Here is a 14,897-nt window from a genome sequence, read left to right as displayed (position 1 = left end):
TCAGCCCACCGCGGTGAGGGTCAGGACGCCGGTGTAGTCCCCGGCCCCCGTGTCGAGCGGCAGGCGCAGGTCGATCGCGGCCTCGGCCTGGACCGAGCCCTTCGGGTGGCCGGCAGGAGCCGACGCGAGCGTGGAGGACGCCTTGAGGCCCTCGCCCTCGCCCGCGACGACGACGCGGCCGTTGCCCGCGCCCACCGTGTTGTCCCCGGCGAGCGCCGGGCCCCAGCCGAGGTACTTGCCGGAGAACGTCTTGCTGCCCGACGCGAAGTCGCTCACGGACCCGTTGATCGCCCACGCAGGCTGGCCCGCGCGCGTGTCGGTGATCGTCACCTTCGGCAGCACGCCGCTCGCGACGAACGAGCCGTCGCGCACGGTCGCGGTGCCGAGGCTCACGGCCGGGGTGCCGCCCTCGATCGTCCAGACGAACTCGCCCGGCTCCTCGGGCTCCTCGACCTCGGGCACGGTCACGTCGATCGGCACGTCGCCCTCGCCGGGCTCCTCGGGCTCACCCGGACCACCCGGGTCGACGGGGCCGGCGTCGACCGCGTAGGTGACGTCGATCGGCAGGGCCGGCTTGAGGTCCTGCATGCCGCCGCAGCCGGTCGAGTAGAAGTGCGGGCGGACGCTGCCCGGCAGCGTGTTGACGAACTCGGGCGCCCACGAGCCCCACCAGCCCGTCGCGGTGCCCGACGCGACGCAGTTGCGCGTCTGCGGCGAGCTGTCGGCGGGGTCGACCTCGATGCCCTGGAAGTCGGGCGTGATGCGGACCGTGTCGGCGTCGACGACATCGACCGAGCCCGGGGAGAACGTCACGAGGTCGAGGCGTCCGTAGCTCTGCTCGTCGACGGGGTTGCCGGACATGTCGATGCCTGCGCCGAGCGTGAACTCCGCGCTGAACGAGCCGGAGCCGTCCGCCTCGACGACGAGCTGCGGGTTCGCGTAGATCTCGTCGGGAGCGCCGAACTGGGCCGGGTAGGCGTTGACCGTGTAGCTGCCGGACCACGCGAGAGCGAGCTCGTGCGTGTCCGCGTCGTACGTGCCGGAGCCCTCGGTGAACTTGACCGCGTTGGGGGTCTTGCCCGCGTGCTCGGCCGGGAACGACGTGGCCGGGACCGGGTCGACGACGTACTCGGACTGCGTCCCGCCGGAGACGCTCCCGACGAGCTGGGCGGCGTCGCCCGTGAGGTTCTTGTACGACCAGGGGCCGAAGATGCCCTTCTGCGCGTAGCCGTTGAGGCCCCACACGAAGGAGGCCCCCTCGACGGTCTGCTCGGCCGCCTGGGCGGGCGCGGCGACCCAGACCGTGCCGAGGCCGATCGCGGCGACGGCGGCGCCGGCGACCAGCCGGTGCGTGGGTCGCGTCCGATGTCTGTGCGTGTGCATGATGTCCTCTCGTGCCGGCCGTGCCGGCTCCTGTGCTCCGTGAGTGGTGCTCTCGTGAGTGGTGGGTGCGCGCGCTGCCCGCGTGCGCGATGCCGGACGAGCCGGCGCGACCGCCCTGCCGTCAGGTCCGGGTGCCAGCCCGGGTCCGACGGCGGGGCGGACCTCTATCCCCGGAAGGGCAGGACGAGCCAGCCCTTCCGGAACCCGACGACAGTGCCCGCGGAGGCGAGCAGCAGCCCGGTGGTCATGAGCGCGAGCCGTTGCGACGGGTCGCGCAGGGCGTCCGCGAGCTCGGGCACGAGCCCGGTGCGCGTTGCGCCGATCGTGGCGGCGGGGCTCGCGAGGAACGCGACGGGCGCGGCCGTGTCCGTCGGCGGTCCGAGCGACGACGGCGCCCGGGGGACGGACGAGCCGCTCCCGGTCCCCGCGCCGGGCCCGGTGCGGACGCCGGGGGGCGTGAGCACGGGGTTGGACACCGTCCCCACCGGCGGCGTCGCCCCGCCGCCCGGCTCCTGCGGGACGGGCGCGTCGGCGTCGTAGCTCACGTACAGCGGCGCCGCGACCTTCGCCCAGTCGCGCTGGCCGCCCGACGTGTACCAGTACGCGGCCTGCCCGGTCCGCACCTGGAACTGCACGAAGCTCGTGGGGAAGGCCCCCCAGTGGGCGGCGTTGTCGCTCGTCCGTGCCGCCTGCCGCACGGTGAGGCCGGTCGCGGCCGTCGTGACGCCGAGGTAGCGCGGCACGGCGCGGAAGCCGGCGCGGTCGCCCAGCAGGACCTTCTCGAGGTCCGCGAGCACGACCTGCGTCGCGGGCAGCCGCTCCCACCGGGTCATGTCCTCCATGGACGTGCCGAACCCGCCCGCGGTCGCGGTGAGCTCGCCCGTGCCGTCGGCCCGGACGGTGAGCACGGGATCGCTGGCCCACCAGTAGGTCAGGCCGCCGTAGAAGACGGTCGTGAAGGTGCCCTTCCACCGGATCGTCGCGGTCCCGGCCTCGGGGTCCACGGTCCCGACGCCGCCGTCGACGACGACCTGCCCGCCCGTGCTGAGGTTGTTCGCGAGCGACACCTGCTGCCCGTCGGGCGCCTGGCACCGCGTCGCGAAGCTCGCGGTGCGCTCCACGCCGGACGCGTCGGTGCGCACGACGCGGACGTCGCCCTCGCTCGCGCGGTAGAAGCCGTGGGCCTCGGTCCAGACCGTGCCGCCGTGCGTGTCGCCGTCTCTCCCGGGCACGCCCGCCATGAGGAAGTTGCAGCCACCGAAGAACGCGGCGCTGCCCGCCTCGTGGTTGAGGCCCCACCGGAGCTGGGCGTCGGACACGGTGAACGGCCCGCCGGCGGCGTCCAGCGTCGGGACCGTCACCGTCACCGGCAGCCCCGCCGAGTCCGGTCGGCCGTCGTCGTCGATGCCCAGCCCCGTACCGAGGCTCCCACCCGTCGCGGTCGCGGCGGCCGCCCCGGGCCCGACCGTGCCCGCGAGCGCCACCAGCCCGATCCCCGCGAGCGCCGCGACCCGGGCGACCCAGCGCCGCGCGCGCGTCCCGGCGCTCATGCGTGCCGTCCCACGGGCTCACCCTGCGGGACGACCACGGGCGGCAGGCTCTGGGTCGGCGCGTCGTCGCGAGCGTCGACGCGCGGGCCGCCGTGGAAGGCCGGGACCGGTGGTGCCACCGCCCCGCCCCCGGGTCCGACGTCCGCCGTCGCCTCCTGCGCGGCCTCGGCCTCGCCGGACGCTGCCGCGCCCGGGCGCGCCGCGCGGCGCCGCCGACGTGCGGAGACGAACGACGAGACGAGCACGAGGAGCAGGACGAGCGCCGCCACGCCGACGGCGATCTCGGCCGGCGAGTACCCCTGCCCGGCGCTCGCGGCGGCCTCGGCCGCGGCCTCCTCCGCGGCCACCGCGGCGGGGTCCTTGCGGACCGTGATCTCGACCTCGGGCGCGAGGCCCGACCCGGCACCCGTCAGGCGGAGGACGTGCGTCCCGACCCGTAGGTCCGCGGGCAGCTCGAGCAGGCCCGCGACCTCGCCCTGGTTCCCGGCCGTGAGCGGCCCGATGGCGAGCACGCCGTCGTCCAGGACCCCCACGACCTGCTCCCCCGGCTGGAAGCCCTGCGCCACGAAGCTCAGCGCGCGGCCCGCGACGGCGGTCGCCTGGTCGACGCCGATCGTCGCCGTGCCGGCCGCGGCCGCGGGTGCGGGCGGTGGCGTGGCATCGCCGGTCTCGCCCTGCGCCACCGTGCCCTGGTCCGCTGCGCCCGGCGTCGTGCCGGCGGCGGTGCCGCCTCCCGCCTGGGCGTCGGTGAACGCGACCGGCGTGAACGTCTCGTTGTTGGCGTTCGGCACGCCGTGCGCGCCGATCGTGATGACCCCGCACTGCACCTCGCGGCAGTCGACGGTCACGGCGTTCCCGCCGCGGTCGAGCGCCTGGAACGTCGGGCCCGGGACCACGAGCCGCGTCGACCACGTCCCGTCCGCGGCGACCACGCCGCCGTTCGCGGCGTACTCCGTGTCCGAGCCCGGGAAGGCGACGAACTTCTGGAAGCCCTGGTTGTCGGCCTGCTCCGAGTCGGGCACGTACCGGTAGTCCGCGCCGGTGCTGCCGCCGCGGCTCGGTGCCCACGACCCGCCCGCGGGGTCGGACACCCAGCCGAAGAACACGTACACGCCGCCGAACGCCCCCTGGATCGACTGGAACCCGGAGCCGCTGAGCGTGAGCGTCGTCGCGTACGTCGCATCAGCCTCCGCGCGGCCCTGGTCGTTCGTCACGGTCACGCGCGCCGCCGCGTGCGCGGGAGCGGCACCGACGACCGTGCCGACGACGGTCGCGGACGTGGTCACGACGAGGGCGAGCAGCGCGGCGAGCGCGATGCGCGCGACGGGCCGCCGCGGGGCGCGGACGGGAGGGTGTGCTGTCGGGATCGTCGAGGTGGTCATGGGAGGGACGGCTCCGGGGTCGGCAGGGTGGCGGTGCGGGCCGGGAGGACGAGCAGCTCGCCGGTCTCGGGGTGGCGCAGCGTGCGCACGGGATGGCGGTAGACGCGGGTCAGGAGGTCGTCCGTGAGCACCTCGTCGGGCGTCCCCACGCCGGCGACCCGACCGCCGTCGAGCACGACGACGCGGTCCGCCCACGCGGCGGCGAGCGAGAGGTCGTGCAGCACGACCACGACGGCGTCGCCCACCCCGGCACGCTCGCGCGCCTGGGCGAGGACGTACTCCTGGTGGCGGATGTCGAGGGCGGCGGTCGGCTCGTCGAGGAGCAGGAGCCGGGGCTCCTGGGCGAGGACGCGCGCGAACGACGCGCGGGCCTTCTCCCCTCCCGACAGGCTCGGGAACCGGCGCGCGGCGAGGTGCAGGACGTCGGCGGTGACGTGCGCGCGCGCCACGGCCTCGTCGTCGTGCTCCTCGCGCGCCGTGCCCCGCCACGGCGCGCGACCCATGCGGACGACGTCGACGACGCGGAACGGGAAGCTGAGGCGCGTCTCCTGCAGGAGCACCGCCCGACGTCGGGCGAGCTCGGCGACGCCGACCGCGGCGAGGGGCTCGCCCTCCCACGCGACGGTCCCGCTCGTCGGCGCCGTGTCGCCCGCGAGGACGCCCAGCAGGGTCGACTTTCCCGCGCCGTTGGGTCCGACGAGCACGAGCACCTCGCCCGCGAGCGCGTCGAGGTCGACGTCCGCGAGGATCGTCGCGCCCTCGATCCGCACGCCGACGCCCCGGGCGGACAGCACGGGCGGGTTCACGGTCGCGGTCATGCCCAGCCCCCCGCCGTACGGCGCGTGCGGCGCAGGAGCCAGAAGAAGAACGGCCCGCCGACGAGCGCGGTGAGCATGCCGAGCGGCAGGTCCGCGTACGGCACCGCGGTGCGGGCGACCAGGTCGGCGCCGGTGAGCAGCACCGCGCCGCCGAGCGCGCTCGCGGGGACCAGCACGCGGTGCCCCGGCCCCACGACCATGCGCACGAGGTGCGGCACGACGAGCCCGACGAACGCGATGATCCCGCAGAACGCGACCGCCGCGCCCGTGAGCAGCGCGACCGCGACGATGCACACGATCCGCAGCCGCTCGACGTCGACCCCGAGGTGGCGCGCGGCGCGCTCGCCGAGCGAGAGCAGGTCGAGCCGGCGCGCGAGCACGACGGCCACGCCGATCCCGACGAGCACGAGCGGCAGGACGATCGCGACGTACGGCCACCGGGTGCCGTTGAGGCTGCCGAGCTGCCAGAAGACGATCTGCTCGCGCGCCTGCGTGTCGCCGAGGAACGTGAGGAAAGCCAGGCCCGCGCCGCACACGGCGTTGACCGCGACGCCCGTGAGGACGAGCGTGACGACCTCGGTGCGGCCCTGGGACCGCGCGAGCGCGTAGACGAGGAGCGTCGTGAGCAGCCCGCCGACGAACGCGGCGACCGCGATGGTCCACGGGCCGAGCACGGTGATGCCGAAGACGATCGTCGAGCACGCGGCGACGGCGGCCCCCGCCGAGACCCCCACGACCCCCGGCTCGGCGAGCGGGTTGCCGAACACGCCCTGCATGACGGCGCCCGCGGTCGCGAGCGCCGCGCCCACCGTCATCGCCATGACGACACGCGGGAACCGGATGGTCCACAGCGCCGCGTCACCGTTGGGGTGCGAGGGCATCGGCCCGACGTCGAGCCCGAGCCGGTGCAGGACCGATCCGAGCACCTCGAACGGCGGCACGTGGAGCTGCCCGATCCCGGCGGAGACCAGCCCGAGGACGACGAGCAGGAGGGCGAGGGCGACGAAGAGCGCGGTCACGCGCGCGGGCCGGGCCGGCGGGAGCGCGACCGGTCCGTCGAGGTCCCGCAGCGTCGCGACGGCCGTATCGGTGGTGGTGTCGGCGGCGGTGGTCGCGTCCCGCGGGACGTGCGTCGTCGTCACGAGGCGCCCCCGGGCGCCGGGGCGTAGATCGCGCGGGCGAGGGCGTCGAGCACGCCCGCGGTGTTCGGGCCGTAGCTGAGGATCTCGGTGTCCGCCATGTCGACGATGCGTCGGTGCTGGCCCGCGGGCGTCTGGGCGATCGCCGGGAGCTGCTCGAGCAGGCCGTCCACGCCGTCGACGGACTCGAGGCCCTTCGTCATCATGAGGAGGAGGTCCGGCTGCATCGCGACGAGGCCCTCGTCGTTGACCGGTCGCATCCCGTCCCAGCCGATCTCGGTCGCGACGTCGACCCCGCCCAGGGCGCTGACGAGCGAGTCCGCGCCGGAGCCGGAGCCGAACAGGTAGTACACCCCGGCCTGACCACGCACGTAGAGGAACGCGATGCGCAGGCGGTCCGCCGGGTCCTGCGGGACGAGCGCCGCGATCTCCGTGAGCTTCGCGTCGATCTCGGCCTGCGTGCGCTCCGCGAGCACCGCGCCCTCCTCGGGGACGCCCAGCGCGTCGGCGACCTGCTGAATCAGCGTGCCGACGTTGTCCAGGTTCCGGTGCGAGTCCACGACGACGACGGGGATCCCCGCGTCGCGCATCTGGAGGACCACGTCCCACGGCCCGAGCGTCGTGTCGGTGATGATCACCGTCGGGGCGAGCTCGAGGATCGCCTCGCCGCTCAGCTCGTGCCCGTTCGTCGTGACGAGCGGCTCGTCGGCGATCTCCTCGAACCCTGACGACAGGTCGCGCCCGACGACGTTGTCCCCCAGGCCGAGCTCGAACACGACGCGCGACGTGGAGCCGTAGAGGTCGAGCGCGAGGATGCGGCTCGTGTCGGTGACGGTGACCTCGGTGCCCTGCGTGTCGGTCACCGTGGCGGGCAGCGTCGGCTGCGGGTCGTCCGCGACGGGATCGACCGCAGCGTCCGCGAGGACCGCGGTCGACTCCCCCACGTACGACCGGGGGTCGTCCAGAGCGTCGAGCTCGGTGAGCGGCGTGGTGTCGACGGCCCCGGCGGCGGCACCGTTGCCAGCCGCGCCGGTCAGGGAGCAGGCGGTCAGGACGGCGAGCACCGCACCGAGGACGACCACCGGGACGGGGCGGGCGCTGCGACGGGCGGGGCGTGAGGACGGGGCGGTGCGGGTCGGACGGGGAGGGTCCTGAGGCATGGGTGCGGTGCTCCGGTTCGGCGCGCTCCACCGGGGGTGCGCACGCGGGACGATCTGAAGTAAGCCGTGCCTTACCTTATTTAGTGAAGCCTAACCTGACAAGTATCTGACAGAGCGCCAGAACTGTGGCACCCGTCACCCTGAGCCGCGCCCGCGTCGCTCGGACCGCGCCCACGCACGGCGACGGCCCGTGACCTTGGCAGGTCACGGGCCGTCGCACGAGGTGCGTTCGGGGCGGGTCAGCCCTCGTCGAGCGCGAGGAGGTCCTCGACGGTCTCGCGGCGCACGAGCACCCGGCTCGCGCCGTCGCGCACCGCGACCACGGGCGGGCGGGTCAGCAGGTTGTAGTTCGACGCCATCGAGCGGCCGTAGGCGCCCGTCGCCGGAACGGCGAGGAGGTCCCCCGCACGCACGTCGCCCGGGAGATGCACCTCGTGGACGACGATGTCGCCGCTCTCGCAGTGCTTGCCGACGACGCGCGCGAGCACGGGCTCCGCGTCCGACGCCCGGCCGACGACCTCCGCGTGGTACTGCGCCGCGTAGAGCGCCGGGCGGATGTTGTCGCTCATGCCGCCGTCGACCGACACGTACGTGCGCACGCGGCCGTCGTCGAGCGTCACGGGCTTGACCGTGCCCACGGTGTAGAGCGTGAGGCCGGCCGGCCCGACGATCGCACGACCGGGCTCGATCGAGAACCGCGGCAGCGGCGTGCCGAGCTCTGCGGCCACCGCGTCGACGGCGGCGGCGACGTCCTTCGCCACACGCTCGGGGTCGAGCGCGACCTCGCCGGGGAGGTAGGCGATGCCGTAGCCCCCGCCGATGTCGACCTCGTCGACGAGCACGCCCGAGCGGGCCGCGAGCCGCGCCCGCAGCTCCAGCACCGCGCGCGCGGCGACCTCGAAGCCCGAGGGGTCGAGGATCTGCGAGCCGATGTGCGAGTGGATCCCGAGCAGGTGCAGCTCGGGCCGGGCGACGACGTCGAGCAGCGCGACCATGGCCGGCGAGTCGCCGGCCGGGCCGCCGTCCGCGCCGCGGGGCGCCGCGATCGACAGGCCGAACTTCTGGTCCTCGTGCGCGGTCGAGATGTACTCGTGCCCGCCCGCGTGGACGCCGGTCGTCACGCGCACCATGACGGGCGCGACGACGCCGCGCTCCCCCGCGAGGCGCGCGACCCGCTCGACCTCGACGAGCGAGTCGACGATGATCCGGCCCACGCCCTCGTCGAGCGCCCGGCCGATCTCGGCGTCGGACTTGTTGTTGCCGTGCAGCCCGATCTCCGGGCCGGGGACGCCCGCTCGCAGCGCGACGGCGAGCTCTCCCCCGCTCGCGGTGTCGACGCGCAGTCCCTCCTCGCGCGCCCAGCGCGCGACGGCCACCGTGAGCAGGGCCTTGCCCGCGTAGTACACGTCGACGTCCGACCCGACGGCGCGGAACGCCGCCTCGAACGCCGTGCGGTACGCGCGCGCCCGGGCGCGGAAGTCCGCCTCGTCGAGCACGTAGGCGGGCGTGCCGTGCTCGGCCGCGAGGTCGTGGACCCCGACGCCCGCGACCTCCACCACCCCGTCCTCGCCGCGGCGCACGCCCCGCGACCACGGCTCGCCGGGGTACCCCGGCAGACCGGTGCTCACATGCGCTCCGGCGCGGAGACGCCGAGCAAGCCGAGGCCGTTGGCGAGCACCTGGCGCACCGCGTCGTTGAGCCACAGGCGCGTGCGGTGCGTGTCCGTGACCTCCTCGTCCGGGTAGGGCAGGACGCGCTGGGACTTCTGCTGGTACCACGTGTGGTAATCGCCGGCGAGCGCCTCGAGGTAGCGCGCGACGCGGTGCGGCTCGCGCAGCTCCGCCGCCTGGGCCACGATGCGCGGGAACTCCGTCAGGCGACCGATGAGCGCGGCCTCGCTCGGGTGGTCGAGCAGCGCGGGCTCGAAGCCGTCGGCGCGCGCGACGCCGCGGTCGGCCGCGTTGCGGTCCACCGCTGCCGTGCGCGAGTGCGCGTACTGCACGTAGTAGACCGGGTTCTCGTTCGTCGCCCGCGCGAGCAGGTCGAGGTCGAGGTCGATGTTCTGGTCCGTCGACGAGCGCGCGAGCGAGTACCGCGCCGCGTCGACGCCGACGGCGTCCACGAGGTCCTCGAGCGTCACGACGGTCCCGGCGCGCTTGGACATGCGCACGGGCTGGCCGTCCTTGACGAGGTTGACCATCTGCCCGATGAGGAGCTGGAGGTTCTTCCCCGGGGTGTCGCCGAACGCCGCGCAGACCGCCATCATGCGGCCGACGTACCCGTGGTGGTCGGCGCCGAGCATGATGATGACCTCGTCGAAGCCGCGCTCGCGCTTGTCGAGGTAGTAGGCGATGTCGCCCGCGATGTACGCGGCGTCGCCGTCCGACTTGATGACGACGCGGTCCTTGTCGTCGCCGAAGTCGGTCGTGCGCAGCCAGGTCGCGCCGTCCTGCTCGAACATGTGGCCCGACGCGCGCAGGCGCTCGACGGCCCGCTCCACCGCGCCCGACTCGTGCAGCGAGTCCTCGTGGAAGTACACGTCGAAGTCGACGCCGAAGTCGTGCAGCGACGCCTTGATCTCGCCGAACATGCGCTCGACGCCCCGCGACCGGAAGACCTCCTGCGCCTCGGCGTCCGGGAGCGTGCGCGGGTCGGGGTCGCCCGCGGCGAGCGCGTCGGCGATCACCGCCTCCGCGATCTCGGTGATGTACTCGCCGCCGTACCCGTCCTCGGGCGCCTCCAGGCCGCGGGCGCGCGCGAGGAGCGAGCGGGCGAACCTGTCGATCTGCGCGCCGTGGTCGTTGAAGTAGTACTCGCGCGTCACGTCCGCGCCGCTCGCCTCGAGCACGCGCGCGAGCGAGTCGCCGACGGCGGCCCAGCGGACGCCACCGATGTGGATGGGGCCGGTCGGGTTGGCCGAGACGAACTCGAGGTTGACCTTCGTGCCCGCCTTCGAGTCGTTGCGCCCGTAGGCCGGGCCCGCGTCGACGATCGTGCGCGCGAGCTCGCCCGCGGCGGCCGCGTCGAGCGTGATGTTGAGGAAGCCCGGGCCGGCGACGTCCACGGCCTTGACGCCCGGGGTCGCGGCGAGCCGCGTCGCGAGGTCCTCGGCGAGGGCGCGCGGCGTCGTGCCCGCCTTCTTGGCGAGCTGCAGCGCGACGTTCGTGGCCCAGTCGCCGTGCTCGCGCTGGCGGGGTCGCTCCACGTGGACGCGCTCGGGGACCGCGGTCGGGTCCAGGGCGAGGGTGCCGTCGGCGACGGCGGCGGCCAGGGCAGCGCTCAGCGCTTCGGAGAGCTCGTCGGGGGTCACCGGGCGATTCTACCGAGGCACGAGCACCCTCCGTCGCGGCATTTCGCGCGAGGCCCGCGGGGCGTCCCGACCACCGGACGCCGACGGGCGCACGCACCCCGGACGTGCTGGTAGTCTCGTGCATCGCGTCGGCGGACACCGTCGGCGCTCGCCCTCGTAGCTCAGTGGATAGAGCGTCTGCCTCCGGAGCAGAAGGTCGTAGGTTCGAATCCTATCGAGGGCACCCACTGGCTTCCCGCCGCGATCGTTGCTATCTGGCGGATTCCGCGGCATCGACCGCCGCACGGTTCGGATCACTGAGTTTCAGCGGGTCTATCGTGCCCGCCATCACGCCCGCCAGAAGTCACCAGCGGGTCTCTCCTCACGCGGATTCGTACCAGTCGTCGAGTCGTCGAGCCGCTCGGCTCAACGCGTCGTCATGGGCACGCGCGTACCCGTTCGTCACCGTCAGATCGTGGTGTCCGGCCATCTCGCGGACCACGTGAGGCGGCACCCCGGCCGCCAGGCTGTTCGTGATGAAGCAGGCTCTCAAGTCATGGATTCGCAGGCCTGCGTAGCCAAGCTCCGTCGTCGTCCGCTGCCACTTCGTAGCCCGCGCAAACGTGTTCCTGCGTACGGGCCGCTGCATCTTCTGTGCCTGACCAAGCACCCTACCCGAACGCACCGACACGAACACCAGATCGTCCGGCCGTCGCCCCTCAACCCGCGCGGTGAGCACCGTGACGAGGTGCGCCGGGAGCACCGTCACGCGCTCACGACCACCCTTCGGCGGACCCCAGACGAGATTCCCGTCCCGGACGCGATCCCTGGGCACCGAGCCGTCATCGACCGACACCTCCGTCACCGAGCGCCGCACGTGCACGACCCCCGCGACAAGGTCCACGTCCCGGCAGCGGAGCGCAGCCACCTCGCCGTACCGGAGGCCGCACGAGGCCATCACGTCCAGCATCGTCGCGTACGGCTCCCCCGCACTCTGCCGCACCGTGAGCACGAGACGACGAAGCTGCTTCGGAGTGAGCGTGTCCCCCACACGGCGAGGACTCCGAGCCCCGACATCACCCGCCTGACGACGAGCATCCCGCGCCGGGTTCGCACGCAACAGCCCGTCACGCACCGCGACGGACAGCACAGCGCTGAGCGCCAACCGCGCCTGCCGAACGGTCGAGCCCCCTGCACCCGCCGCCTGCCACGTCGCCATCGCCCTCTCGACGTCCCCCACCGAGAGGTCTCCCACACGGACGTCACCGAGCGTCACGAGCACACGGCCGATATACCCGCGCCGGTAGTGATCGAGCGTCTTCGGCGCAAGCCGCGACCTGAGCACGGGCTCCGCCCGCTCCCACAACCCGGCATCCCGAAGTCGCAGACGCTCGATCTCCACCGTCCGACCGCGAGACAACAAAGCCTGCTCCCGCTCCCACGCGACCGCCTCACGCCGAGTCTTGAAACTCCGAGACACCTCCCGCCGCGAACCGTGCGGCGGGTACGTCCACGTACGCGCCCGCCACACGATCCGCTCCACGCCGCCCTCGTCGCGATAGACCCGCTTCTTCACGCTCACGCGCGCGTCACCTGACCACGCGATTCCACGAACGCATGAACATCGTCCGCAAGCCAGCGCCACGCCCGACCGACCTTGAACGCCGGGGGAATCCGCCGATCACCACGCCGCGCTAAGTCCTGCAACGTAGCCTCAGGAACCCGAAGCATCGATGCAACTTCCGATTGGGTAAGAACCGCCGACTCACTCGACACTCGCCCAGCCATTAAGAACGCACCTTTCGATCCGCTACCCATTGCAGAACATCCGCACGCTGAAACCGGATGTGTTTTCCCAGTCGATACGCCGGAGGTCCATCACCACGCGCCACGTACTCGTACACCGTGGACCGCGACACCCCGAGCACACGCCCTACCCAAGCCGCATCAACCAGCGGCTCAGGCTCCACATCCTTGCTCATGCGCTGACCTCCCTTCCCTCACACAAAGCGTCCAGCTCCGTATCCGACGTGTACGGGAACCGCACGCGCCGGAACTGACCATCCGCGTCCCGTAGATAACCGACGCCCGCCGTCGAATAACCGTTCGCGGCCGTCGCCGCCGCAATACGATGCGGTGCCGCACCCTCCTCCACCGCGTCAGGACCCAAGACCATGCCTGTCTCCGCCGAAGAAGCGAGACGCAATGCGACCCTAAAGCCGCCAAAGAGATCGCGCAGGTTCCCTACGCTCTCCTTCGTCGCCTCCTGACCAGCACCGATAAGAACCACGCCGTACGAACGACCCTGCGCGAGGATCTGACGCAGGTCAGCAGAGAGGTCCTTCCACTGCTTGGAGTCAAAGACTGTCGACGCGTTCGTGTACTCGTCGAAGAAGCAGACCAGAAGCGGCCGCTCACGAGATGGGGAATAAGTACGCCCGAACAACGGATCATTCTTACGCGCATCCAAAGCCGCACGAAGACCACGAATACACTCCGCAATCTCGTCCGGCATCAATGCAACGGAATCGAACAACCGCTCCCGGCCTTGGAACTCAGCAGCCTTAGGATCCAGACCGACTAGCTTCACAAGACCAGCATCACGAGCAGGGAGAAGAGCACGAATCATCGCGTACAGAACGGAGCCCTTCCCGCTACCTGACTGACCGACGATGAGGCCGTGCGCGACCGGCAGACGCACCGGTTGACGCTCCTCGTCAAGGGCAACGACAACACCGTTCAGCGGGTCACTCGATCCGGGGAAGGAACGGAAGAAATCGTCCCCGTGCACCACACTTTCGAGGGGGTCGCGAAGCCGGATTCGAAGCCGAGCGATCCCCGGTGCGGAACGCACGACCGTCAGATTAGCGAGGCGGAAGTCATCGGCCAAGTCAAGCTCCCTCTCTTGGACTGCGGACACCGAGACCCCAACGGGCAACACGGCATCGATATCCAGACCGAGGGCCGTCGCCGTCACAGACGCGATCGAAGGAACCTCGGTGTTGACAGTGCGACGACGACCAGACCACGAGCCAAGGACGCCGCTCCACCCAGACGCCACGAAGACCCGCTCCTCCGCCGCCTCCGCGTGGACCAGCCGTCTACGCGTGAGCGCCCGCTCCCATCCCGAACTAATCGCCGTAATGATCCGGACCTCTTCAGCCCCGAGCGTTGGGTACACGAGCGCTACCCGTAGGAGCGCGAACCGCGCCGTCCCGAACCGTCGCGCCCAGACCATGAGTCCGAAAGCGGAGACGACACACACGAGCCCGGGGACAGCACCGAGGGCTCCTGATCCCCAGACGAAGAGCGAGAGGACTAGGAGCGCACCGGTTTTCAGCGGCAGCGAGGCAATGAGCTCTTTTGCGGGCCCTCCCAACGGGCGCTGGCCGGATACCACGCCGTACGCGGCGCGAACGAACATCACTTCAAGTCTCCCCTCGGTGCACCCAACGGGCCGTACTGGACAGCCTGCGTACCCGTCCGTGGGTCAAACGTCGCCGTCGCAGTTCTTAAATGGACCGCTGTATGCGCGTCGTTGAAGCCAGCGAGGACCCAGTGCCTACTCGTCACGACCGCCGACTCACCCACCGGGACCGTCGCCAGCTGCCAAAGCGATACAAGATCGCCAGCGGAGGCAGCTACCGTGACCATGGAAGGCGGGCGATCACCGGAATAGCCGGGGTACACACTCAGACGGGTGCAATCCGAGGACGCCGGGGACTCGCAACCAAGGGGGACAACGATCACGCCGAGCTCCTCATTTACTTCCGGCACCCTGACCCCCCGGGCCGGGGAGGCCGCCGAAACGACCTCCCCGACGTCGGAATGCACCTGCCCGCGCGCAACCACCGCGACGAGCCCGAGCACCAGCACCACGACGCCGCTCACGGCAAGGGCGACTTTCCGTCGGGCAGTCACGGCACTACTCGCGACAGCAGTGGCAGGATCGACGGGCTTGTTTCGCGCTGCGGCACCCTCCACCGCACGGGCTCCTCACCGCCAGCCAGGACCGAGCCGATCCAGGCGCGCCACTCTTGGCCCTCGACGAAGTACAACTGCTCGTCATCTCCCCAGACCGCGAGCACGTGGCCACGCACCGCACTCCCAGGAACCTGCCCGCGGGAGGTCATGAACGTGACGGGTTCGTGAGTCGCTCCAGGTTCGGGGCCCGCT

Annotated in this window: 12 protein-coding genes and 1 tRNA gene; 1 reads left to right on the top strand and 12 read right to left on the bottom strand. The window is 72.4% G+C overall.

Annotation, left to right across the window (positions count from 1 at the left end; translation table 11 throughout):
• The 8 genes from ABWU78_RS08690 to argS form a co-directional block, all read right to left on the bottom strand.
• Positions 1-1,383, bottom strand: coding sequence for a hypothetical protein (locus tag ABWU78_RS08690; protein ID WP_439158124.1), 1,383 nt, complete (start codon positions 1,381-1,383; stop codon positions 1-3).
• A 164-nt stretch (positions 1,384-1,547) separates the two neighbouring features.
• The gene (locus tag ABWU78_RS08685; protein WP_253053331.1) at positions 1,548-2,933 is read right to left on the bottom strand and encodes a hypothetical protein; all 1,386 of its coding nucleotides are present in this window, start codon (positions 2,931-2,933) and stop codon (positions 1,548-1,550) included.
• Positions 2,930-4,315 carry a hypothetical protein gene (locus tag ABWU78_RS08680; RefSeq protein ID WP_353708741.1) on the bottom strand — a complete coding sequence of 462 codons (1,386 nt, stop codon included), beginning with the start codon at positions 4,313-4,315 and terminating at the stop codon, positions 2,930-2,932. Before ABWU78_RS08680 ends, ABWU78_RS08685 begins: the two co-directional genes overlap by 4 nt.
• Complete coding sequence (locus tag ABWU78_RS08675) at positions 4,312-5,133, bottom strand: heme ABC transporter ATP-binding protein (RefSeq protein WP_353708740.1); 822 nt, start codon at positions 5,131-5,133, stop codon at positions 4,312-4,314. Before ABWU78_RS08675 ends, ABWU78_RS08680 begins: the two co-directional genes overlap by 4 nt.
• Positions 5,130-6,203 carry a FecCD family ABC transporter permease gene (locus ABWU78_RS08670; protein WP_290445496.1) on the bottom strand — a complete coding sequence of 358 codons (1,074 nt, stop codon included), beginning with the start codon at positions 6,201-6,203 and terminating at the stop codon, positions 5,130-5,132. The genes ABWU78_RS08675 and ABWU78_RS08670 overlap by 4 nt, the downstream gene beginning before the upstream one ends.
• Positions 6,204-6,271: 68 nt before the next feature.
• Positions 6,272-7,432, bottom strand: a complete 1,161-nt coding sequence (locus ABWU78_RS08665; protein WP_353708739.1) for a heme/hemin ABC transporter substrate-binding protein — start codon at positions 7,430-7,432, stop codon at positions 6,272-6,274.
• Between the two features lie 239 nt (positions 7,433-7,671).
• Positions 7,672-9,060, bottom strand: a complete 1,389-nt coding sequence (gene lysA / locus ABWU78_RS08660) for a diaminopimelate decarboxylase (protein ID WP_439158123.1) — start codon at positions 9,058-9,060, stop codon at positions 7,672-7,674.
• Complete coding sequence (argS, locus tag ABWU78_RS08655) at positions 9,057-10,742, bottom strand: arginine--tRNA ligase (RefSeq protein ID WP_439158122.1); 1,686 nt, start codon at positions 10,740-10,742, stop codon at positions 9,057-9,059. Before argS ends, lysA begins: the two co-directional genes overlap by 4 nt.
• Before the next feature lie 150 nt (positions 10,743-10,892).
• Between argS and ABWU78_RS08650 the strand changes: the two genes are divergently transcribed.
• Positions 10,893-10,965 (top strand) — tRNA-Arg (locus tag ABWU78_RS08650).
• Between the two features lie 138 nt (positions 10,966-11,103).
• Here the strand turns inward: ABWU78_RS08650 and ABWU78_RS08645 are convergent.
• From ABWU78_RS08645 to ABWU78_RS08630, 4 genes are read right to left on the bottom strand one after another with little or no spacing between them, the layout of a single operon-like run.
• Positions 11,104-12,303 (bottom strand): tyrosine-type recombinase/integrase, encoded by a 1,200-nt coding sequence (locus ABWU78_RS08645; protein WP_439158121.1) that lies wholly within the window; start codon positions 12,301-12,303, stop codon positions 11,104-11,106.
• On the bottom strand, positions 12,300-12,509 hold the full coding sequence (locus ABWU78_RS08640; RefSeq protein ID WP_439158120.1) for a helix-turn-helix transcriptional regulator: 210 nt from the start codon (positions 12,507-12,509) through the stop codon (positions 12,300-12,302). The genes ABWU78_RS08645 and ABWU78_RS08640 overlap by 4 nt, the downstream gene beginning before the upstream one ends.
• Complete coding sequence (locus ABWU78_RS08635; protein ID WP_439158119.1) at positions 12,509-12,703, bottom strand: helix-turn-helix transcriptional regulator; 195 nt, start codon at positions 12,701-12,703, stop codon at positions 12,509-12,511. Before ABWU78_RS08635 ends, ABWU78_RS08640 begins: the two co-directional genes overlap by 1 nt.
• Positions 12,700-14,145, bottom strand: coding sequence for an FtsK/SpoIIIE domain-containing protein (locus ABWU78_RS08630; RefSeq protein ID WP_439158118.1), 1,446 nt, complete (start codon positions 14,143-14,145; stop codon positions 12,700-12,702). Before ABWU78_RS08630 ends, ABWU78_RS08635 begins: the two co-directional genes overlap by 4 nt.
• Between the last annotated feature and the right edge of the window lie 752 nt (positions 14,146-14,897).

Origin of the sequence: Cellulosimicrobium sp. CpK407 (genome assembly GCF_051844275.1) — a bacterium.
Classification (GTDB): domain Bacteria; phylum Actinomycetota; class Actinomycetes; order Actinomycetales; family Cellulomonadaceae; genus Cellulosimicrobium; species Cellulosimicrobium cellulans_G.
The sequence above is the reverse complement of the archived record's forward strand: the minus strand, read 5'-3'. Positions and strand labels throughout refer to the sequence as shown.